The following is a 21,075-nucleotide window of genomic DNA, read 5'->3' on the forward strand; positions in this document are numbered from 1 at the left end:
TGCGCGTTACTTGGCGGGGACTTCCACGTGTCCCCCGAAACCGAATCGCATGGCCGAGAGGAGCCGATCTTCGTAGTCCGCCTCGCCACGGGAGGAGAACCGTTGGTACAGTGCGGCGGAGAGCACCGGGATGGGCACCGCCTCGTCGATGGCCGCCTTGACCGTCCATCGGCCTTCGCCTGAGTCCGATACCCGGCCGCTGAATTGGGAGAGGTGTTGATCTTTGATCAGGCTCGCCGCCGTGAGGTCCAGCAGCCACGACGCGATCACGCTTCCGCGGCGCCAGACCTCGGCGATATCCGTCAAATTGAAATCGTATTGGTAGTGCTCAGGGTCGCGCAACGGCGTGGTCTCCGCATCGATGTGATGTTGCTGCTTGCCGATGTTGGCATTGCGCAAGATGCCCATGCCCTCGGCGTAGGCGGCCATCAGGCCGTACTCGATCCCGTTGTGAACCATCTTGACGAAATGGCCGCCTCCGGCGGGCCCGCAGTGCAGGTAGCCCTGTTCGGCCGTCCCGCCCAAGGTCTCGCGCCCCGGCGTACGCGGGACCTCTCCCGCGCCGGGCGCCAAGGCCGAGAAGATCGGGTCCAGGCGTTGAACGACCTCCTTGGGGCCGCCGATCATCATGCAGTAGCCGCGTTCCAGCCCCCATACCCCGCCGCTCGTCCCCACGTCGACGTAGGCGATACGTTTCGGGGCGAGTTCTTTCGCGCGCCGAATGTCGTCGATGTAATAGGAGTTTCCTCCGTCGATGAGTATGTCTTCCGCTTCAAGATGGGGTAACAGGTCGGCGATCGTCTGGTCCACGGCTGCGGCCGGAACCATCAACCAAATGGCCCGAGGTTTGTGCAGCTTCTTCACCAGGTCGGCAAGGCTGGATGCGCCGACGGCCTTGTCGCGGGCTAATTCCTCCACGGTCTTCGGGGACCTGTCGAACACCACGCACTGGTGTCCGCCCCGCAGAAGTCGTCGGACCATATTTGCGCCCATTCTCCCAAGGCCGATCATGCCGAGTTGCATAGCGACTCCTTTGTTGTCATGGGACGTATTGAGTGAATCATGCAGGTTGTAACGGAACGCCCTAAGATATCTTGATTATATCCATCCGGTACAGCGTTGAACTCAGCGGTTTTTCCCACGCAATCCTCCGGAACGGTACGGCAGGAGATGCCGCTCCTGACATCGTCCGGCTCGCGACCTGCGTGCCTCTCTGCGATGGCTAGGCCGCCGCGTGTCTGAAGACATTCCATAAGACTGCAGAAAGGTAAAGTCCGATGCCAAAGGCCGTATGAGTCATCAAGCTTTTCAGCCTAGCTTGCGTCGGATTTGATGTGTTGGCCGAGGCGATACCCAGCCCCAAGGCCGGCTGCACGACACAATATGGAATGAGCACCGTCCCGACACCAAGCAGCAGGGCGGGTGCGAGAGAGGGATGATCGAGCCAACGCCCCGACGTGGGAACGATGAGCATCAGTGCAAAGGCGATGCTGATCAAGAAATGCCCGGCCCAGCCGATTGCACATTCGGCCGGTCTCTTCGCCGCCGAGGCAATGTTTGGATGTGTGAAGGTGCCGGTCGGCATCGCGCTCAGCCAACGTCCGACAAGACAGAAATTGAGCGAGGAAATATGAAAGGCGCGCTGCAAAAACAGGTTCCAGAGATCCATGGTCAGGGCCGCACCGATTCCCACGAACACTGCCCCGACGATGTGCAGGGTGTCGATGGTCATCCCGGGATCTCCTCTGCCTCGCTGCAGAGAGAATATACGGGCATCTCACCGTTCGTCACAACTAAATATCCGGAGAGCCGTCAGCCTGAGATTCCCTTTGATTTTTCATATCCTGTTCAGTGTAAAATCCGCTCGATGAACGCGCCGCGTCATTTTGGACTGGACCGCCACGTCGGTAAGACCCCGCTCATTCGCCTGCGGCGTCTTTCCGAACTGACCGGCTGTGAAATTCTCGGCAAGGCGGAATTCATGAATCCCGGCGGATCGGTGAAGGACCGCGCCGCGCTGGGCATTATCGAGGACGCCGAAGCGAGAGGGGTATTGCAGCCTGGCGGCACGATCGTTGAGGGGACGGCAGGCAATACCGGCATCGGCCTCACGGTCATCGGCCATGCCAAGGGCTACCAGTCGGTCATCGTCATTCCCGAGACCCAGTCTCCTGAAAAAATCCACCTCTTACGCGCGTTGGGCGCGGAGGTGCTTCCCGTACCGGAGAAGCCCTATTCCAACCCGGGCAACTATAACCACGTTGCCAGGCGCATGGCGGAGGAGAAGGGTTGGTTCTGGGCCAACCAATTCGACAATACGGCCAACCGCCTCATCCACTATCGCACCACCGGGCCGGAAATCTGGGAGCAGACGGACGGGAAGGTGAGCGCCTTCGTATCCGCCGTCGGCACCGGCGGCACATTGGGCGGAACCACGCTGTATCTCAAAGAGCGCAATCCGAAAGTCTTCGTCGGATGCGCCGATCCCTACGGTGCGGCCATGTGGTCCTGGTTCACCAACGGCAATACGGAGACGAACGACGGCGATTCATTCGCCGAGGGCATCGGGCAAGGCCGTGTCACGAAGAACCTCGAAGGCATCGCCGTGGACGGGGCCTGGCGCATTCCCGACCAGGACGCGCTGACCATCCTCTATCAATTGCTGCGCGAGGAGGGCCTCTTCCTCGGCTTGTCCTCCGGCATCAACGTGGCCGGCGCCCTGCGGCTGGCGCTCGAACGTGGACCGGGTCAGACCATCGTCACGATCCTCTGCGACTCGGGCGCGAAGTATCAGTCCAGGATCTTCAATCCGGAATGGCTCACTGCCAACGGACTGAAAACTGATATGCCGCTCGAGACCCTTCTTTCCAAGCCCTGATCGGGGCACATAAAGATATCGAGAGCGTGCGCCCGGAATCTTCGTAACGTGCTCTGTTGCAGATCCGGGTGGCATCACGCACATTTCGTGTGCGCGACGATGGGACGCCTGGCAGGATTGCGCCCGTTATCCCGTCGGCTCGCTATCCAGTTGATGGGCCTTGCGACCTCCACGGGCGAGCGGGCGTGCCGGTACCTGGCCTTCCACCATGAGTCGAGCCATGTCCGCGGCTCGCGTCACGAGCTCCTGCGCCCCCTCGCGTAATTCCTGACTGTGCCGGACCTCGCTGACATTTCTCTCCATGTCCTCAGCGCTCCAGCCTCGCGAGTGAGCGATGAACGGAAATTGTGGAAACTGGCAGCCGACTTCCGAGAAGAAGGTCATCAGCTGTCCGGCCACGCCCTGGACGTTGTCTTGCCCGCCCATGATGATGAAGGCCGCAACCTTGTTCTTGAGCAAGTGCTTGTTCGCGATGGTTTCCTGATTTTGGATGCAGTTCATCCGTTCGACCATCTTGTAGTAGAGACTGCTGGCATTCCCCCAACGAATGGGAGTGGAAATCAGAATGACGTCCGCCCAATGCACGATCGCCTCATAGACGCGATCGAGCTGATCGTTCGGGTCCATCTGCGTAATCGAACAGGGCCAGGTGCAGGCCAGGGCCGACTTCGAATAGAAGCCTTCGCAGGGGCGAAAGTTCAACTCGCGGAGCTTGATGCATTGGGCCTCCAAGCCGAGCGTGGTTCGTGCATACTCCAAGGCCACGTCCAGCAGCGCATCGGAGGTGCTGAAGCGCGGATGGTCCTGCGTCATGGTCGTCGTCGAGATGCCGACCACGCGAATCGGACCATCCTGGCGGACGATCGGGCGAGCCAACGGATGGGGGGCATGCAGCTGTTTGTGCCGCTTCGTGGCGGAGGAACGATCGATGAAGAGCCGGCCGTTGTCGACCCTGGTCGCATAGGTCGGAACCTGATCCTGTTCGTACCCCGCTTCTCCGCGGCCGGTTTGGCGATGAAACTTCCAATAGTGCCAGGGGCACACGACGTAGTCGCCCTCCAGTGTGCCTTCGCCGAGGGGGCCGCCGACGTGATTGCAGACTCCGGAGATCGCCGAAAAGACGCCGTCCTTGTAAGAAAGCGCGATCGGCGTCGTGCCGCACATCACTTCCTGCAACGGTGTTTTCTTCAGCTCTTCGACCGTTCCGACATCGACCCAGCGGTTCTCAGCCATCACGAAACCCTTCACTGCGCACAACTCTCGAATCGTCCATCGGCCTGGGCCGCATCATAGCATCGAAATCTTCTCGCCGTGAAGGAGAGGGACCGGCGGCGCGGGTCGTTATCGGAGGGAAAGGGACAGGCTAGTGTTTGGGTCGGGTTCTTGGATCTCAGCCTATCGCCGCAGGCTCAAGGCATCTGCGCATTGAGCTGGATGAGGCGATCCGTGAGCTTCCTGCCGAGATCGGCGATTGCCATTTTCTTGGCTGCGTATACGGAATCGGTATCTTCCGTGACGAACGCCGGTCCGATTCTCTTCCCTATGCCTTCCGCGTCCTGCGTGGCATAGAGATAGCCGTTGCGGACGTCCCACAGCGATGACCGCATCATCACGAGGGCATCGCTCTGCGTACCCGGCACGAGATAGGCTCCGACGATGGTCAAATAGAGCAAGGCGGCGGGATTGTTGTAGCGATCGACGGACGACACATCCGTGATCACGAGCAGGGCATCCGCCCCGTATCGGGCGGCTTCCAGCCGAAGGTCTTTGAGGGCATCCCGGTTGGACGTCGAGACATACCCGGAGCCGTAATGGCCTGGAATGGTGTCCTCCGAGATCAGGTAAATGACGGAAACCACACCTGCTTCCTTGAGCCGATTGCCATAGGTCAACAGATCATTCTTCTCTTCGTCGGTCCAAACTCGTGTCTTGTAGTTTGAACGGTTGCTATTGAGGAAGACCCCCAGCTTGAACGGTGCCGGTAACTGGGGTTTGAGAGCCAAAACCTCCTGAATATCCTTGTCCGTCGTCACCTGACCCAAGGAGTCCCGCAGCGTCCCACGGTCGAAACCCTTGCTGGCTGCACATCCGGCCAATATCATTGCGAGCCATGCTATGACGACAGCCCTCATATTTCACCTCCGGTTCATGCTGTGTACGAGGATAGGCCGCAATGGGATCGGGGTCAAAATAAACAGCAGTTTTGGTGAACCACTTCTTGAACCACTTCGGCTTGTCTGGTAGATATCCTGCCTACTTACGTGTTCGGACCTAATCCATACCCTGTATCCGTCCTGAATTAGCTGCCATAGCGAATAGTCCTTGAACGAGGAGGGAAGGCATGATCCATAAACTATCGTCGCACAAAGGAACGATGGTGCGGTCACGAGGGCTTTTCACCAGCCTCTGTCTTCTTGCGGTGCTCACGGCGTGGCTTGGATGCAGCAGCACGAAGAACCCCGGCACCGGCTCTACCGGTTCGGTGGCCGCAGCCGATCAGCGTGCCAAAGGTCATGCGACGGCGGGAGATCGGCGCGGCAAGGTTCTCGGCAGTGCGGGACGTTCGTCCGGCCCCGCCGACAGTTGCCTCGCCAACCTGCCGGTTCCTACGCCGACCCCGCCGGCACACCGTGTCGTCCAGTTGGTCAATTGCTCCGATCAAACCGTACTCGGCGCCGCCAATGCGGCTAAGCAGCCTGGACCGGCCGAGCCAACGTCGGTATTTCCGAGAGAAGGCACATGGGTCATGGCACCGGCGACGCCGGGAAGCACCGCCAACGTTCTGACCATCGATATCCCGCCGCAGTGGGAAGACACCAAGTGCGCCCCGGGCGCGTCGAGTTGTGACGCGATCGGACCACGGTTTTGGGCGCGGACCGGCTGCCGCTACGATATTGCGTCCGGCCGGGCCCAATGCGAAACGGGCGGCTGCGGCGGACAGTATGACTGCAGCGCGGCCAGGCAAGGCGCGTCCGTGGGCACGACGATCGCCGAATGGACGTTCTATGAGCCGGTGGTCGCTCCGTTGCCTCCGGACAAACCCCTTCTCCATTACTTCAAGGACTCGCCGGACATCAGCGCGGTCGACGGCGTCAACCTCACCATCGACATTCAGCCGCTCAACAGCAGTCCGCATGATCCGTTCGACGCATTAGGAGGCCACGACATTCAATGGCTGGCGGAACAATATCCGCTGAGTCAGTATGGCCAGGATTTGCGGGCCGCAGGGCAGTGTCTCGACAGCTTCCGGCTGAAGCGATCGGACCTGACGTCGGGAACGCGCGCCTACGTCATCGTCGACAACGACGGCCAACCTCTGGGAGGAGACAGCACGGTGGCCTGCTTCTCGAACTGTGCCAAGTATGCGTACCCTGCACCTCCGCCGGAGAACTGCGACGATTCGGATCACAATTCGCAATGTTATCTATGGAAGGCGTTTTGTTTGGGCGATCCGAGCCAGTACGGGCCGGCGAGGGGAAAATGCACGCAGAACAGCGATTGTCCGGTTGGCGGCGCCTGTTGGGACCTGAAAGATCCGTCATCGCCCCTCGATCATACCTGCCAAGGCCGGGCCTTCATCAAGAATGCGACGTGCGATGCGAACGTCTGTACCTACCCGTACGGCTATATCGATCCGGTGAAGCAGGTCACGTTCTATTCGACCCAACCTCCCTTCGGCCAATGCACCGATGTCACCCCGGATCCAAACAAGTGTATCGGCGACGATACCTTGCACGCGGTGCTTCCCAAGGCCTACAGCTGGCCGAACGATCCGCAGGTATATGGAGGTGACGCGACCGCCTATCGAATCATCTTCGCTCCGGGAGGTACGACGGTGCCGATTACACCGGCCGGCCAGATTCCCATGTGCAGCGCACTGCCGACGATCTATGGCTATGCGAGCCAATACGGAGGACCGAACAGCGACAGCAAGCCTTGCGACTTTCCGGTCAATCAGGGCGGGGCGGTATTCGGCGTCGCCTTTCCCAATTCGACGGCGCAGACTCCCTGGGCCTGTAACGTGGGGGGCGGGTCGGGAGACAACGGGGTCATCTGCCGCTGGAAGCAGGATACGCCGGCCACCCGCAAATGATCGCGGGGCCGGCGAACCGTTGGCGGGGGCGCGCTAGTGTTTCGTGCAGCGGAGATCCGATCGTTGGATCTCCGCGAGCTTCTGATCGTCGAAGGGGATCGGGGCGCAGCCGTGCCCCTTTTCACAGACGAAGTCGTATTTCACCGCCGGCTGGTGACAGCTCAAGCAGGTGACTCCCTGTGACCGATTGACGACGTTGTCGCCGCGATCCTTGATGGTCGTGCCTTTCTTGGACACCTCCAGGAAGAAAAACTCCCACCCGTTCGTGTTGGGGAATTTCTCGCGGGAATGCTTCACCATGGCCTCGAAAGGAACCAGCTGGAGGATGGTCCCGACCGGGTAGTCCTTGTCCGGCACACTGTCCCGGAAGATTCGCATCGCCTCCTTCAACTTTTCGGGATCGGCATGTTTGAAGCGCGTATTTCTGACCTTCGGCCAATCGAGAATACAGCCGAATGTCTCTTCCGACACGGCGACGTCTTCAGCCGATGCGCCGGCTGGCATCGCGACCGCGAACGCCGACGCCAGCAGAATTCCCGTGACGAGTGAGCTGCGATATCGACGCCACGCATTGATCACTTTGCTCATGATGCCTCCTCCATTCTGCTCTCCATCGTAAAACCCCGGGGAGATTGTACCGGCTCGTGGGCGATTATGCCGCCGGTCCGTTCCTGATTGGAATAGGCAAAGGGTTTGAGCGCTCGACGCGTCGATATGGCGGCGAAGCACGGTACGAGCCCGATTGAGCATCATGCCGGCCTTCCTTGTCCCATGTCCAGCGGTTCGTCTCGCTCGTCGGCCACAATGCCAGACCTGTCCAGCAGCTCAACGAACGCGAAGTCGACGAGGAGTAAGCCGGTCGGCGCCGAAGGTGGGCGAGGGAGGGATCAGGGCGTCCCTGATCCTCGTTCCGGGGAGAGCACGCCCCGCTCGATCTCGCGCAAGTAGAGAAAGGTCGGGGCTTTGACGCCGGCCTTTCTCCTGATTTCCACCAATTCCGGAGATTCGAAAAAACGGCGGGCATCGTCCAGCGAGGTCCATTTGGAGAAATGGACGACGGTATTGGCGTCGGTGTCGTATCGAAGGAGTTGATAGCTGATTTCTCCGGCCAGTGTTCTGATATCGGCTGCCCGGTCAAAAACCGTCTTCCAGGCCGTATAGGCGTCAACCTCATGAATGATCAATACGTGTGGCATGAGCACTCCCGGCTGTTCATGACAACGGCCCGCGCCTGAAACTCAAAACACCATCAGCAACCGGAACTTTGTCGCTGCATTGATGTCCTGAACGTTCGTGGCGAACCACCCCAAGGCTGTGCCCGGCGCAGCGGTACTCTTTCCCAAATAGTAGCCTCCGACGGTTTGGATGACATAGGTGCAGGCGCCGTGCTCGACGAATCTGAAAGTTTCCCATGCCTGCACCTGCGTCCGGTCCGTCACGAGACTGTCATAGCTGATCGTGCCGTGCGGAAGGCCGCCTCCCTTTACCGCCGTCACATAGTTGATGCCGTTTGAGGTCTGCAACGCATATGAACCGTCGCCCTGCCGTATGAGCCTGAAGCGTTGCCAGGCATTGTCAAACGGCTGCGGCCGCGCATTGTAATCAGAAAGAACGCCGAGCGCCCCGGTGACCACAATGTCCGGATGTGTCGCCACGTGGCCCCCTCCTCCGTACGCAAACAAAACCCCGCTCGGGCCGTTCAGCGCTGATATGGCGTATTGGTAGCCCGATCCCAGGTCGCCACACTTCCACAGATAGAACTGTTCCCAGGAATTGGGTTTCACCGCGTCGGTGTGGAAGGCATCCGTGGTTTTCCCTCCTGCCCCGACGGCCGTGAGGTAATGTCCGTTCACCGTCTGAATGGCGTTTCGCCATCCATATTGATCCAAGACGATCTTGAACGTTTCCCACGATTGTACTTGCGTCGCATCGGTGTGAAGCGGGTCGGTGGGCTGACCGTTGGGCAATACGGCGTTCGACAGACCTCCTCCGTTGACCGCCGTGAGGTAAGTGCCCTTCATGGTTTGAAAGGCATACTGTCCGCCGAAGCCGCTGCCTCCCAGCAGCTTGAATTGTTCCCACGCCCCGATGCCTCTGGCATCTGTGTGAAGAACGTTGGTCGTACGTCCGCCGCCGTCGACCGCCGTGACAAAGTTCTGATTGAAGGTTTGAATGGCAAATGCTCCAGGAAGCGGTGTCGGGGCAAGCTGAATAGGACGCGAGGGAATTTGTGATCCTACGCTGGGTTTGAGGCGCGGTGAAAGTCCTCGCTCTTGAATGTCACTATCCGGAAGTTGGCCCGGTTGCGGATTGGTGTCCGTCGTTGACACTGCCTGAGCATCCTGTGACACGGACGGAGTCGACTCCGTGGCGCAAGCCGCCAGATTGAACACGAGGATACCTGCCACGAATATGGAAACCGGTCGAGCGTGCTGCATCCTCCACCTCCACCACGGTTGTAACCGGATACAATGTTCTTTGAACGACATCCTGCGCTGCATTCCGCCGCCATAGTCCTGTTGCATCCATGTGTCGAATGCCGTGCCGTAAAGGTTCACGGACTGGCCAGAGCATTTGATGACGGGCCGTGGTTTATGACGCGTCCATGATCAGAGTTTCCCGGCAACGATCTGACACGTAGAACGCCTCGTCGCCGACGCCGGTGACCGGTTCGATCGGTGGTGCCGGAATATCACTTCTGCGGCATTACTCCTGCCCTCTGTGAGCGCTCGCTGTCGCGAATGCCCGGTTGGTCTTCTCCGCACGTCTATGAGATCCGATGATATGTGCTTCGTTTGAACAAGACAATCCCCCATCATTTGCTGCTGTTCTTCGATCCGTCGAGAGGGGCATGCGATGTTCACTCCACAGCTTGCTCCAGCAGCGTACCCACGGAGTGAAGCTTTGAGGTGAATTCAACCGGTACGGCGTGCCGTTCCTGGAGCAACTCCGGTGAATTATACGTGAGCCAGACCTTTCCTTCTGCATCTTCCCAGGCCAGGGCTTTCATCGGAAGATCGATGGCCGCAGTCGGTCGTGCGACCATCAATGCCGTTCCGCCCTTTGGATTACCGAAGATGAGCAGTTGAGCGGGTGACATCGTGAGTCCGACGTTCTTTGCCTCTCCGCCATGATCGATACGCGCAAACACCTTCATCCCTTTGGACGTCACGGCCTGCTCGATCCGGTCGATGGTGTCGGAAACCGAGTAGCGGCTGGGCTTCGTAATCAAGTGGCTTTCCGCACGTGCTGTGCCGGCACTCACCGGCGTGAACCCTATGCCAAGCAGCAGCGCGCCGTTCAGTAGTGCCTGAATGAGTTTCATAGGCCACCTCTCTTTCCTTCTCGTCTCGCAAGTCCATGCATCAACGATGTGGATGGATCGTCAAGCTTCGGCTGCGGGAGTCTTGGCTCGAATCTCTAGGAAATCTTGATGGACTGGGATCCGGTATCCGCCTTCGGCGGACGCAAAGTGAGCCTGGAGATAGGCTTCCACGTCGCGCCTTGCCGGCGCGTGCTTCATGTCCAACAGGTTCAGCATGAATTCAGCGACGGCATACGTTCTGGCCAGGTCCGGCGTCGTCACGTGTGCGTGATCGAGCGTCGTGACGACGTCGTAGCGATCGCCGTGCTTCGTGCGAAATGTCTCGGCGGTCCTCCGCAGTTCGAAGCGGTGCCCCAGGAAATGATGGAGCATATTCATGCACCCGCTCTCGCGGTGCTGGAGGACGACGATCGTGACGCCGGTCGGGGACATCCAGGACACGAGGCGCTCCAGATGCGCGAACCAGTCCTCCGCCGGGATATAATAGAACGTGTGGGAACACAACACGAGATCACCCGGTGCCGGCGGCCGGGCCGTCATGATCGATTGGCCGATGGCTTCGGCCAGGGGAACCGCCTGTTGCAGCTGCTTGAGGAGATAGGCGTTCGGTTCGATGGCGATGGTACGTTCAAAGGCGGGAGCGAACGTCCGTGCGAGCTCGCCGTTGCCCGCACCGGCATCGATGAATACTTTGCGCGCCGGCAGACGGTCCACCACCTGCTGAAGCCATCCTTTGGCGTTTCGCTTCTGGTCCGTGTGGTCCAGGAAGACTTGAAAGGCCTGTTTGTACGCTTCGCCCTGGGAATCGAAGATGCGCACGCGTTCTTGATCGGTCATCTGAACCTCCGTCGTGTGGCTCCTATACCATCGAACGGTCACGGCTGCAAATCACAAAACTAACCTGTTCCTCAGGGTTGTCTGAACGCTCAGACATGGCTCGACGGAAGGATGAGTCGGTTCAATGGCAGGTCAATGACTCGATGTCGGCAGCGGTCGGTCGAAGTGGAGTGAGATCCCGAAGACGAAAATCTGCGAGGAGTAGTCTCCCTGGATGGTCTCGGTTCGAAGGGTCGCCCGGTTGTATTTGAACTCCCCGAAGAGTGCCAGTTGCGGCATCACGAAATAGCGGGCTCCGGCGATCAGGTTCACGCCGAGACTGACGTTGGTGTCCCCGCTGGTCGAGAAGAACAGCGCGGGGCCGATTCCGCCGTAGGGTTCGAGCTCCGCGACCAAGGACGGGCTGCGCACGATGGCATTGATGGCCCAGGTCGTCAGCTGCATATGGGAACCCGCCATCGTTTCCGAGAAGACTCTCCCCGGCACGCCTCCCACGACGGTCTGTTGCTTGATGTTCAGCTGTGACGTAAAGGCTTCCGTTTCCAGCCCGAACCACTCGCGTTTGGGGAAGAAAAACCCCACCTTCGCGCCATAGAACGGGGAAGCTTTCTCCATATCGATGTCGGCGACTCGAGCGTCGGTCACGCCTCCTGCCAGCGTGGGGCTATTCACGGTGGCATTGGAGAGACTGCCCGGCAGGATCACGCCGGTCTGGCCGACGATGTACCATTCTGCCTTGGCGGGGAGTGCGGCGAGATAGACGATGGTGAAGAGACAGAGAGCCGTGGAAATGGAGTGACGCGAAACAATCGTTCTCAATAGACCGCCTTCATCGAGGTTCAATCGGCAGGGCGACACCGACCCGATACCGCAGTCGTTCGCCTACTGGCCGCATGTTAACACGATTGACGAATCGTGCGGTCGAGTAACTGAAAAACCACACATGAGAAGTGGAGACCAGGCGTGATGGAGTCGCCGAGGGTTACGAAGGAGCGTGAACATCACATGCGAGCCGATCGACTTGCCCGAGCCCTCCGGGAGATGTACAGTTCGACACACATTCTGCGGGAGGACGGTCATGAGCAAGGCAATCGAGAATCTCCAGGCGGCACAACAGCGGGCGATGGCCGTGCGGCCGAAGGTCGGCGGCTTCCCCCATCTGGCTGAGGTGCTGCGTCAAGCGGGCGTTACACGAAACGTCTGGTCCCTACCGGCCTGTCAGAGCCTGTACCTGACGAAGGATGGGCCGGTAGTGGCGCAAGGAGCGCCGCTGTTATCCGGTATGGGAGACGTGCCCCGATTCGACCAGCCGGCGCTCATCAAAGCGTTACGGACGGATCAAGCGGGCGAAAGCACCTTTCAGGAGTTTTTGGCGGCGGCCTGGCACGCCGGCGTCGTCCGATACGAGGTCGATTTCGCCGAGCGCACGGTGATCTACTCTGGTTGTCAGGGCGAAGAATACGTCGAACGCTATCCAATGGTCGAAGTGAAGTAGCACCTGTCACACCCCATCACCTCATGACGAAGGACGGTGAGATGGACGAGGCACGTCTTTCAGTCCCGGAGTGTTCGGTCTTTGTCGGGGTCAGCCTCGACGGGTTCATTGCGCGCACGAATGGCGATCTTGACTGGCTGATGGGGGAGGGCGGCGGCGATAGCGCGGAATTCGGATACAACGAGTTCATCGCCGGCATCGACGCCGTAGTCATGGGGCGCGGGACGTTCGAGAAGGTTCTGACGTTCGACAAGTGGTACTACGGCAACAAGCGAGTAGTCGTCCTGAGTCACCGAACGCTTGATCTCTCCGTTGCTCAAGCGCGTGGAGCTGTCGTCGATCTGATGGCCGGAGCCCCGGTCGAGATCGTTTCCAGACTGACCGCTTCCGGCTTTCGCCGCCTCTACGTGGACGGTGGCCTCACGATTCAACAGTTCTTGCGGGCGGGACTCATACAACGGCTGATCATCAGTCGCCTGCCGGTGTTGATCGGTCGGGGCATTCCGCTGTTCGGTTCGCTCGAACACGACGTCCGGCTTCGACATCTCGCTACACATACCTATGCAGGCGGTATGGTCCAGAGCGAGTACCGGATCGATCCTGGTGAGCTGACTCCATGACTCGATCATTGCGTGACAAGTCCGTCATCGTCGTCGGTGCCGGTCTGGCCGGATTGACCGCCGCCGTGGAGCTTCAGAAACAGGGCATGGCCGTCACTCTATTGGAGGGTCAGGAGCGGGTAGGCGGCAGAGTATTGACGATCAGGGACGGCTTCGTCGATGGGCAATATGCCGAGGCCGGGGCCGAGTTCATCGACGAGGATCACGAGGAGATCTGCCGCCTGATCCGCAGTCTTCGTCTCAGGCTCACCCCGGTGCTGCGGGAAGGATTCGGCTTCGCCTTGTCGTCCGGCGGACGAGTCCGCCGCTTGTCCGGGGACGGCATGTGGAAACGGCTGGCGGAGCAGCTGGCTCCGATGATTCGAGCCTATCGGCTGAGCGAGCAGCGGTGGGACGGTCGGGTGGCGGCTGAATTGGGGGCCCGCTCCGTGGCGGAGTGGATGAAAAGCCGCCGTCTGTCAAAGGAATTGCGTGAAATGCTCGTCGGCCTGCGCGGGTTTTTCCTGGCCGATCCGGCCGATCTGTCGCTGCTCAGTTTGGTCGATCAGGTCGCCTCGGGCAGTCCCGGCAAGGGTGGGATGTACCGCATTGCCGGCGGTAATGACCGGCTCCCGGAGGGGCTTGCCGCCATGTTGTCCGATCGGTTGCTGCTCCGGCACGAAGTATTGGCGATTTCCCGATCGAAACAGTCGGTCCGCGTGCGCGTGCGTGCCGGGTCTCAGGAATCGTGGCTTCGAGCCGACTACGTCATCCTTGCAATCCCTGCCACGAAAATTCGGACGCTCGACATCACGCCGGCGCTTCCTCCGGAGCAGGCCGCTGCCTTTTCGACCTTGCGCTATGGGCCGGTGACCAAAGTATTGCTGCAGTTCGATCGCCGGTTTTGGAAGCGACGGAATCAGCCGTTGGCCTATGGGACCAACCTGCCGATCGGCGCCCTCTGGGATGCCAATGAACAACAGAAGGGCAGGCAGGGGATTCTGTGCCTGATGGCCGGAGGGCAAGCGAGCCGGGCGACGAGAACCCTCGCATCCAGGACAGGCTCGGCCGGTCTGGTGCAGACTCTGCGCTGGCTCGGCGCACCAGGGAAGCAAGCGGTGGCCATGCGGATGGTGACGTGGGAACGCAATCAGTGGATACGAGGCGGTTATGCGGTATTCGGTCCGGGATTCGATCCGAAGCTGCGGTCCTGGCTCGCCCGGCCTTGCGGCCGGCTGTTCTTCGCCGGCGAACATACCAGCCTGCGATGGCAGGGCTACATGAATGGCGCCGTCGAGAGTGGGTTCCGTGCCGCTGCCGAAATCCAGGCCGATATCCGTTTCAGGTAGTAGGCGCCTCTCCGGATCATTCCCGTCCGCTCGTATTTCACGCGTCACTCGCCGAATGGTGATCGCAAACGCTCCCGTTCTGCCATTGACTCGCTCGCCTGTTTCGGGCACGTTGACGCCCGTGCAGTGCACCGGCCGAGAACGCAGAGATGCCTGAGGCGACAGGAACGGAAGACCGAGGCAAGGAACCCAGAGAAAACTCCTTCCAGATTACGCCGCCGGCGATCGCGCTCCCCAAGGGCGGAGGCGCCATCCACGGCATGGGCGAAAAGTTCGGCGTCAATCCGGTGACAGGAACCGGGTCGCTGACGATCCCGATCTATACCAGTCCGGGCCGGGCCGGATTCGGGCCGCAACTCAACCTGTCCTACGACTCCGGGTCCGGCAACGGGCCATTCGGGTTCGGGTGGAGCCTGTCTCTTCCATCCGTCTCCAGAAAAACGGCGAAGGGCCTCCCGCGTTACGACGATGCAGCGGACTCGGATGTCTTTATTCTTTCCGGTGCCGAGGATCTGGTTCCCATTTTGGTGCAGCAGGGGGCTCAATGGATTCCCGAGGTCGTTCCATCGAGAACGATCGGCACGAAGACCTACCACATTCGACGCTATCGGCCCCGTATCGAGGGCCTCTTTGCCCGTATCGAGTGTTGGACGAATCAACAAGATGACACCGACGTCTCCTGGCGATCGATTTCGAAAGACAACCTCACGACCTGGTACGGGAAAACACCTGAAAGCCGAGTCTTCGACCCTGCCGACCCGTCCCACATCTTCAGCTGGCTTATTTGCGAAAGTCATGACGACAAGGGGCAGGCCATCGTGTACTCGTACAAGCCGGACGACTCGGAGGGCCTCTTGTCCGGCCGGGCGCACGAAAAGAACCGGACGACGGCGATCCGGGGGACGAATCGCTATCTCAAGCGCATCAAGTATGGGAATAGGCGCTCCCGCCTCGTCGAGCCGGATCCGGACCGGTCCCAATGGCTCTTTGAAGTTGTATTCGATTACGGCGAGCATGATTCGGACAGGCCTCAGTCGCTGAATGAGCCCAAGAAGTGGGAGTGCCGGCAGGATCCGTTCTCCACCTACCGCGCCGGCTTCGAAGTGCGCACCTATCGTCTTTGCCAGCGCGTGCTCATGTTTCACCATTTTCCCGACGAAGACATCGGCGCCGATTGTCTCGTCCGTTCCACCGATCTCACCTACTCATATGAACGGCAGGCGGACGACGCTCGCAGTCCCACTTACTCGTTCATCGAGTCCGTGGAGCAGGTGGCCTATCAACGGAACATAGGGGGAACGTACGACCGGCGCTCGTTTCCTCCCGTCACATTTGAGTATGCCGCAACGGCAGTGAGCGAGACGATTCGCGACGTCGATCCGGACAGCCTGGACAATCTTCCGTTCGGTCTGGACGGCCGTCACTATCAATGGGTGGATCTGGACGGCGAAGGGCTCGCCGGTATTCTCACCGAGCAGGGTGGCAGCTGGCTCTACAAGCGGAACCTCAGTCCCGCGACGGAGCGAGAGGTCGACGGCGTGACGATCACGGACGTCTGTCTTGCGCCGGTCGAACTCGTGGCTTCCAAGCCCTCATTGGGGACGCTTCGCGCCGGAGGACAGCAGCTGCTCGATCTCGCGGGCGACGGACAACTCGACCTCGTTCTTCTTCCCGGACCGGCTCAGGGGTTCTACGAGCGAACGCCGGATGGGCAGTGGACGACGTTCAGATCGTTTCAATCGGTTCCGAACTGCGACTGGTTCGATCCGCATCTCAAGTTCATCGATCTGACCGGAGACGGTCATGCGGACCTCCTGATCACCGAAGACGACGTCTTGCGCTGGCATCCCTCGCTGGCCGAGGAGGGATTCGGACCTGCGTCCTACGTGCGGCAGGCGCGCGATGAAGAGACAGGGCCGCGACTCATACTCGCGGACGGCACAGAGTCGATCGTGCTCGCGGACATGTCGGGTGACGGGTTGGTCGATATCGTCCGCATTCGAAACGGAGAAATATGTTACTGGCCGAATCTGGGGTACGGAAGATTTGGCGCCAAGGTCACGATGGATCAGTCGCCTTGGTTCGAGGAGCCGGATCTTTTCGATCCCCTACGCCTCCGCCTGGCGGACATCGATGGATCCGGGACGACGGATATCCTCTATCTGAGCGAACAGGGCGTTCACCTCTATTTCAATCAATCCGGCAACGGATGGGCGGTCAGGCAGTCGTTGAAGGCCTTTCCTCCGGTTGACGATCTTGCAGGGATCATGACGGCGGATCTGTTCGGCAACGGCACCGCATGCCTGGTATGGTCGTCGCCGGCTCCGGGCAATGCGCGCCGGCCGATGCGCTATGTGGACCTCATGGGAGGCCGGAAACCGCACGTCATGGTCCGTACGGCGAATAATCTCGGAGCCGAGACGCGTATCGAATACGCGCCGTCGACCAAGTTTTATGTGGCAGACCGCCTTGCCGGCAAGCCGTGGGCGACGAAAATTCCTTTCCCGGTCCATTGCGTGGAGAAAATCACCGTCGCGGACAAATGGCGCAGGGCCACGTTTTCATTCACCTACAGTTATCACCATGGCTACTTCGACGGCATCGAACGGGAATTTCGCGGATTCGGCCGTGTCGAACAGACGGATACCGAAGACTACGGAGCCTTCGCCGGGGGAAATGTCGAAAGCCCCTACATCACCGACACCAAGGAACTGTATCAGCCGCCGGTCAAGACCGTGACCTGGTTTCATACGGGAGCGTTTCTCGATCGGCATACAGTGCTCGGCCATTTCCAGGACGAATATTTTCCCAACTGGTACGAGGCGCTGAAGCCGGACGACACGACCGTGCTCGGGGGCTTTCGCGAGAACACGCTGCCCGAGCCCGATCTGATCGTCCAGGATCTTTCCGCGGATGAGTGGCGTCAGGCGTTGCGGGCTTGCAAGGGCATGGTGCTCCGGCGGGAAATCTACGAACTCGACGTGGACAAGCTGGCGGTCGGAGTGCATGACCCGGTCAGGTTGTTCTCCACGGCGTACCACAACTGCCATATCCGGCGGGTGCAGCCCGCACAGGGCAATCCCCATGCGGTGTTTCTCGTCACCGAATGCGAGTCCATCACCTATCAATATGAGTTGGACCTGACGACGGAGATCCTGACGCCCGACCCTCGTGTCGCCCATACGCTGAATCTGCGCATCGACGAGTTTGGCAATGTCCAACAGAGCGTCGCGGCCGTGTACCCTCGGTTCGGAAGGCACCGTGACGCTTCGCTGCCGAATGAGACGGAAGACCTGGTTGCTGCCATCCAACGGGAACGGCACCTCGTGTACACCGAGACGCGCTACACAGCGGATGCTCAAGATCAGGACAATTACCGGCTCCGCCTTCCCTGCGAGGTGTCCCGTTACGACGTGACGGGCATCACTCCATTGAACGGAGGTTATTTTGCATTGGGCGAGTTGAGGAGCTGTCGGCTGAGCCCCGGCCGATATCAAATCGACCCCGCTCCGGGAGACGTCGAGGTGGTGGAAATTCCCTACCACCAAGTCGCCGACGGGACATCGATTCAGAAACGGCTGATCGAGCGGCTCCGCACGTTGTTTTTCGAGACGGACCTCGCGACCTTCCTACCTCTCGGCGGGTTGAACAGCCTCGCGTTGAAATATGAGGATTACAAGCTGGCATTGACCGATGACCTGCTCGAGGCCGTCTTCGGAACCAAACTGGCCCAGCTCGCTTGGGACGGTCTCAAAGATGTGACGATGAGCGGATATATCAGCGGGCAGCCGCTTGGCGCTCGCTTTCCGAACGAAGCCATCGACGGGGAATATTGGGTCAGATCCGGGACGGCCGCGTTCTCCGACGATGCGGCCGAACATTTCTACTTGCCCGAGCGTTATGCCGATCCCTTCGGTCACGTCACGACGCTGTTGTTCGATCGGACCTACGATCTGTTCATCAAGTCCAGCACCGATGCGTTGGGTAATACCGCCGCCGTCGAAGCGTTCGATTATCGCGTGCTCGCCCCGTCGGCCTTGAAGGATATGAACGACAATCTGACCGAAATGCGCTACGACATTCTCGGCTTGCCCGCCGTGATGGCGATGAAAGGAAAAGGAACTCAAGGAGACAGTCTGGACGGCATCACCCCCGCGGTCCTCAACCCGTCGCTCGATCAACTCATCGGCTACTTTCAGGGTGCCTTCGACAACGGGGAGGCGCGCCGTCTGCTCGGCAACGCCACCGTACGGTATGTCTACCACATGGGAGAGGAACGGCAAGGCACGGAAGTGACCTTCGCGGTTCATCCGCCGGTTGCCGGGAGTATCGTGCGGGAGCGACATGTTGCGCAACTCGGTCCGGATGAAGAAAGCCGGCTGCAGGCGGCGTTTGAATATTCCGACGGATTGGGTGCGCTGTTGGTTACGAAGTCGCAGGCGGAGCCGGCAGCGGGATCAACGGTCCTGCGCTGGATCGCCTCGGGCAAGACGGTCTTCAACAACAAGGGCAAGCCGGTCAAGCAATACGAGCCGTACTTCAGTACGAGCGAGCATCGATTCGACGACGCCGAGGCTGAAGCTGAAATGGGCGTCACGCCGATCATGTATTACGATGCCGTTGGGCGCCTCATTCGCACCGAACTGCCCGACGGTTCCTTCAGCCGCGTCGTATTCTCTCCCTGGCACGTCACGGCTTTCGATCGCAACGACACGGCCTATGATCCGACGGGACATGCTCACAGCGACTGGTACAAGCGCAGGACGGATCCCGCTCATCCTCGATTCGGCGAATTCAACGCTGTGGACGATCGGCGGGCTGCCGATCTCGTGAAAGTTCATGCCATGACCCCTGCGCAGGTGTTGTTCGACAGTCGGGGGCGCGAAGCGATGTCCGTCGCCCATAATGCCTATGCCTATCCCAACGGAGGTTCGAGCGGAGACGAGCGGTACGTGACCTTCACCAAGCTCGATGCTGAAGGCAAGCCACTCTGGATCAGAGACGGGAACCGAAATCTCGTAATGCAATACATCACGCCTCCGAAACCGGGCCGATGGAGCGAACAGCCGAATGAAACGGTACCTGCCGGCTCCGTGCCCTGCTACGACCTGGCAGGACATCCGCTGTATCAGCACAGCATGGATGCCGGCGATCGATGGACGCTGAACGACGCAGCGGGCATGTCCCTCTATGCCTGGGATCTCAACGAGCGCCGTGAGTCGGACGGCTCTCTCGTCGTGGAGGACCGCCAGTTTCATTCGACGTACGACGCGCTCCATCGGCCGTCCGAACAATGGCTGACGGTCAACGCGTCTCAGCCCCAATTGATCGTACGGTTTGGTTACGGAGAACGTGAAGCCGGCGCGAAGCAGGCCAATATACGCGGCCGGCTTTATGAGCACATTGATCAAAGCGGCCGCCAGACGGCCGATGCCTACGATTTCAAGGGAAACGTCGTGACGGCTACGCGACAACTCGCCGCAGGCTATCGCGAGCCGGTCATCGGATGGCAACCGGGCAGTTCGACCGCCGTCTTGGAGGCGGAGCGGTTCGAGCAGCGGACCGAATACGACGCGGTGAATCGCATCACTCGCCGCTATAACTGGCATTCGGGCACCGGCGGCCTCGTCGCCGTATATGAACTCACGTACAACGAGCGCGGCGCGCTTCAACGGGAAGAAATCGTCGTTCGCGGGCTGAAGACGCCGGATGGGTATCAGGAAAGCACGCAGAGCCGCAGGACGGCGGCGATTGCCGGCATTACCTACAATGCCAAAGGCCAACGAGAGCGAATCGAGTATGGGAACGGGACGACCACGTGCTACGACTATGATGCTGAAACGTTCCGGCTGACCCAGTTGCGCACGACGAGGCCGGCATACGATCCACCGTTCCCGAGCCGCCGGTCGCAATTCAAGAACGACCGAGTGCTCCAGAACCTGTTCTACGCCTACGATCCCGTCGGCAACATCATGGAAATCGAAGATGATGCGTATGAACCGGCGTTCTTCGACAACCAGCAGGTCGATCCCAAGAGCCAGTATGTCTACGATGCGCTATACCGGTTGATTTTTGCGATGGGGCGCCAGAACGGAGCCTTGCGCGGTGCGCCGGCGAATATCGAGCCGGATGCCCCCGGCCTGTCATTTCCAGTTCGCCCGACGGATCCGCACGCACTGAGCGCCTACAGGCAGACGTATCGCTATGACCCCGCTGGGAACATCCTTCGCCTCCGCCATGACGCAGGCCTCGGCAGTTGGACGCGGGACTACGCCTATGCATTTGAGGATGCGGCGCAGCCGGCGAGCAACCGCCTCTGGCAAACGTGGGACGGCGGCGACAGAACGCAGGCGGTCTCCTATGCCTACGACGTTCACGGCAGCATGCAGAACTTGGCCAACGTGACGCCGGCTCAGTACGTTCGCTGGGACTATCGCGACATGATACGCGAGTTGGAACTATGACAGCGGGAGGCAGCGGACTCGGAAAGTCATCGAGA

16 protein-coding genes are annotated in these 21,075 nt (G+C 60.0%); 6 read left to right on the forward strand and 10 right to left on the reverse strand.

What is annotated here, in order from left to right; genetic code table 11:
- Window positions 1-6: 6 nt before the first annotated feature.
- Together gnd and NSJP_RS11750 are read right to left on the reverse strand one after the other, a co-directional pair.
- Window positions 7-1,023 carry a phosphogluconate dehydrogenase (NAD(+)-dependent, decarboxylating) gene (gene gnd, locus NSJP_RS11745; protein WP_080887074.1) on the reverse strand — a complete coding sequence of 339 codons (1,017 nt, stop codon included), beginning with the start codon at window positions 1,021-1,023 and terminating at the stop codon, window positions 7-9.
- A gap of 199 nt (window positions 1,024-1,222) precedes the next feature.
- On the reverse strand, window positions 1,223-1,732 hold the full coding sequence (locus tag NSJP_RS11750; protein WP_080887075.1) for a DUF2938 family protein: 510 nt from the start codon (window positions 1,730-1,732) through the stop codon (window positions 1,223-1,225).
- Between the two features lie 135 nt (window positions 1,733-1,867).
- Between NSJP_RS11750 and NSJP_RS11755 the strand changes: the two genes are divergently transcribed.
- Window positions 1,868-2,878 (forward strand): cysteine synthase A, encoded by a 1,011-nt coding sequence (locus NSJP_RS11755; protein WP_080887076.1) that lies wholly within the window; start codon window positions 1,868-1,870, stop codon window positions 2,876-2,878.
- Between the two features lie 126 nt (window positions 2,879-3,004).
- Here the strand turns inward: NSJP_RS11755 and NSJP_RS11760 are convergent, their stop codons facing one another.
- Together NSJP_RS11760 and NSJP_RS11765 are read right to left on the reverse strand one after the other, a co-directional pair.
- Window positions 3,005-4,111: a Rieske 2Fe-2S domain-containing protein gene (locus tag NSJP_RS11760; RefSeq protein ID WP_080888580.1), complete on the reverse strand. Its 1,107-nt coding sequence runs from the start codon at window positions 4,109-4,111 to the stop codon at window positions 3,005-3,007.
- A gap of 176 nt (window positions 4,112-4,287) precedes the next feature.
- On the reverse strand, window positions 4,288-5,010 hold the full coding sequence (locus tag NSJP_RS11765) for a hypothetical protein (RefSeq protein WP_155970131.1): 723 nt from the start codon (window positions 5,008-5,010) through the stop codon (window positions 4,288-4,290).
- 209 nt (window positions 5,011-5,219) lie between these two features.
- Here NSJP_RS11765 and NSJP_RS11770 point away from each other — a divergent pair, with 209 nt between their 5' ends.
- Complete coding sequence (locus NSJP_RS11770; RefSeq protein WP_080887078.1) at window positions 5,220-6,971, forward strand: thaumatin family protein; 1,752 nt, start codon at window positions 5,220-5,222, stop codon at window positions 6,969-6,971.
- Window positions 6,972-7,004: 33 nt separating this feature from the next.
- Here the strand turns inward: NSJP_RS11770 and NSJP_RS11775 are convergent, their stop codons facing one another.
- The 6 genes from NSJP_RS11775 to NSJP_RS11800 form a co-directional block, all read right to left on the reverse strand.
- Complete coding sequence (locus tag NSJP_RS11775; protein WP_080887079.1) at window positions 7,005-7,559, reverse strand: cytochrome P460 family protein; 555 nt, start codon at window positions 7,557-7,559, stop codon at window positions 7,005-7,007.
- 299 nt (window positions 7,560-7,858) lie between these two features.
- On the reverse strand, window positions 7,859-8,167 hold the full coding sequence (locus tag NSJP_RS11780; RefSeq protein ID WP_080887080.1) for an antibiotic biosynthesis monooxygenase: 309 nt from the start codon (window positions 8,165-8,167) through the stop codon (window positions 7,859-7,861).
- 42 nt (window positions 8,168-8,209) lie between these two features.
- Entirely contained in the window at window positions 8,210-9,409 is a 1,200-nt protein-coding gene (locus tag NSJP_RS11785) for a fascin domain-containing protein (RefSeq protein WP_080887081.1), read from the reverse strand.
- 422 nt (window positions 9,410-9,831) lie between these two features.
- The gene (locus NSJP_RS11790; RefSeq protein WP_080887082.1) at window positions 9,832-10,296 is read right to left on the reverse strand and encodes a DUF302 domain-containing protein; all 465 of its coding nucleotides are present in this window, start codon (window positions 10,294-10,296) and stop codon (window positions 9,832-9,834) included.
- A gap of 60 nt (window positions 10,297-10,356) precedes the next feature.
- Window positions 10,357-11,133: a class I SAM-dependent methyltransferase gene (locus tag NSJP_RS11795; RefSeq protein WP_080887083.1), complete on the reverse strand. Its 777-nt coding sequence runs from the start codon at window positions 11,131-11,133 to the stop codon at window positions 10,357-10,359.
- A 132-nt stretch (window positions 11,134-11,265) separates the two neighbouring features.
- On the reverse strand, window positions 11,266-11,952 hold the full coding sequence (locus NSJP_RS11800; protein ID WP_172834298.1) for an outer membrane beta-barrel protein: 687 nt from the start codon (window positions 11,950-11,952) through the stop codon (window positions 11,266-11,268).
- 259 nt (window positions 11,953-12,211) lie between these two features.
- Between NSJP_RS11800 and NSJP_RS11805 the strand changes: the two genes are divergently transcribed.
- The 4 genes from NSJP_RS11805 to NSJP_RS11820 all read left to right on the forward strand — a co-directional run bounded on the left by NSJP_RS11805 (window position 12,212) and on the right by NSJP_RS11820 (window position 21,040).
- On the forward strand, window positions 12,212-12,628 hold the full coding sequence (locus NSJP_RS11805) for a DUF1398 domain-containing protein (RefSeq protein WP_080887085.1): 417 nt from the start codon (window positions 12,212-12,214) through the stop codon (window positions 12,626-12,628).
- 41 nt (window positions 12,629-12,669) lie between these two features.
- Window positions 12,670-13,248: a dihydrofolate reductase family protein gene (locus NSJP_RS11810; protein WP_080887086.1), complete on the forward strand. Its 579-nt coding sequence runs from the start codon at window positions 12,670-12,672 to the stop codon at window positions 13,246-13,248.
- Window positions 13,245-14,576 carry a flavin monoamine oxidase family protein gene (locus NSJP_RS11815; protein ID WP_080887087.1) on the forward strand — a complete coding sequence of 444 codons (1,332 nt, stop codon included), beginning with the start codon at window positions 13,245-13,247 and terminating at the stop codon, window positions 14,574-14,576. Before NSJP_RS11810 ends, NSJP_RS11815 begins: the two co-directional genes overlap by 4 nt.
- Before the next feature lie 149 nt (window positions 14,577-14,725).
- Window positions 14,726-21,040 (forward strand): SpvB/TcaC N-terminal domain-containing protein, encoded by a 6,315-nt coding sequence (locus NSJP_RS11820; RefSeq protein ID WP_080887088.1) that lies wholly within the window; start codon window positions 14,726-14,728, stop codon window positions 21,038-21,040.
- The last annotated feature ends 35 nt before the right edge of the window (window positions 21,041-21,075 follow it).

The sequence above is a fragment of the Nitrospira japonica genome (assembly GCF_900169565.1).
Lineage (GTDB): Bacteria > Nitrospirota > Nitrospiria > Nitrospirales > Nitrospiraceae > Nitrospira_C > Nitrospira_C japonica_A.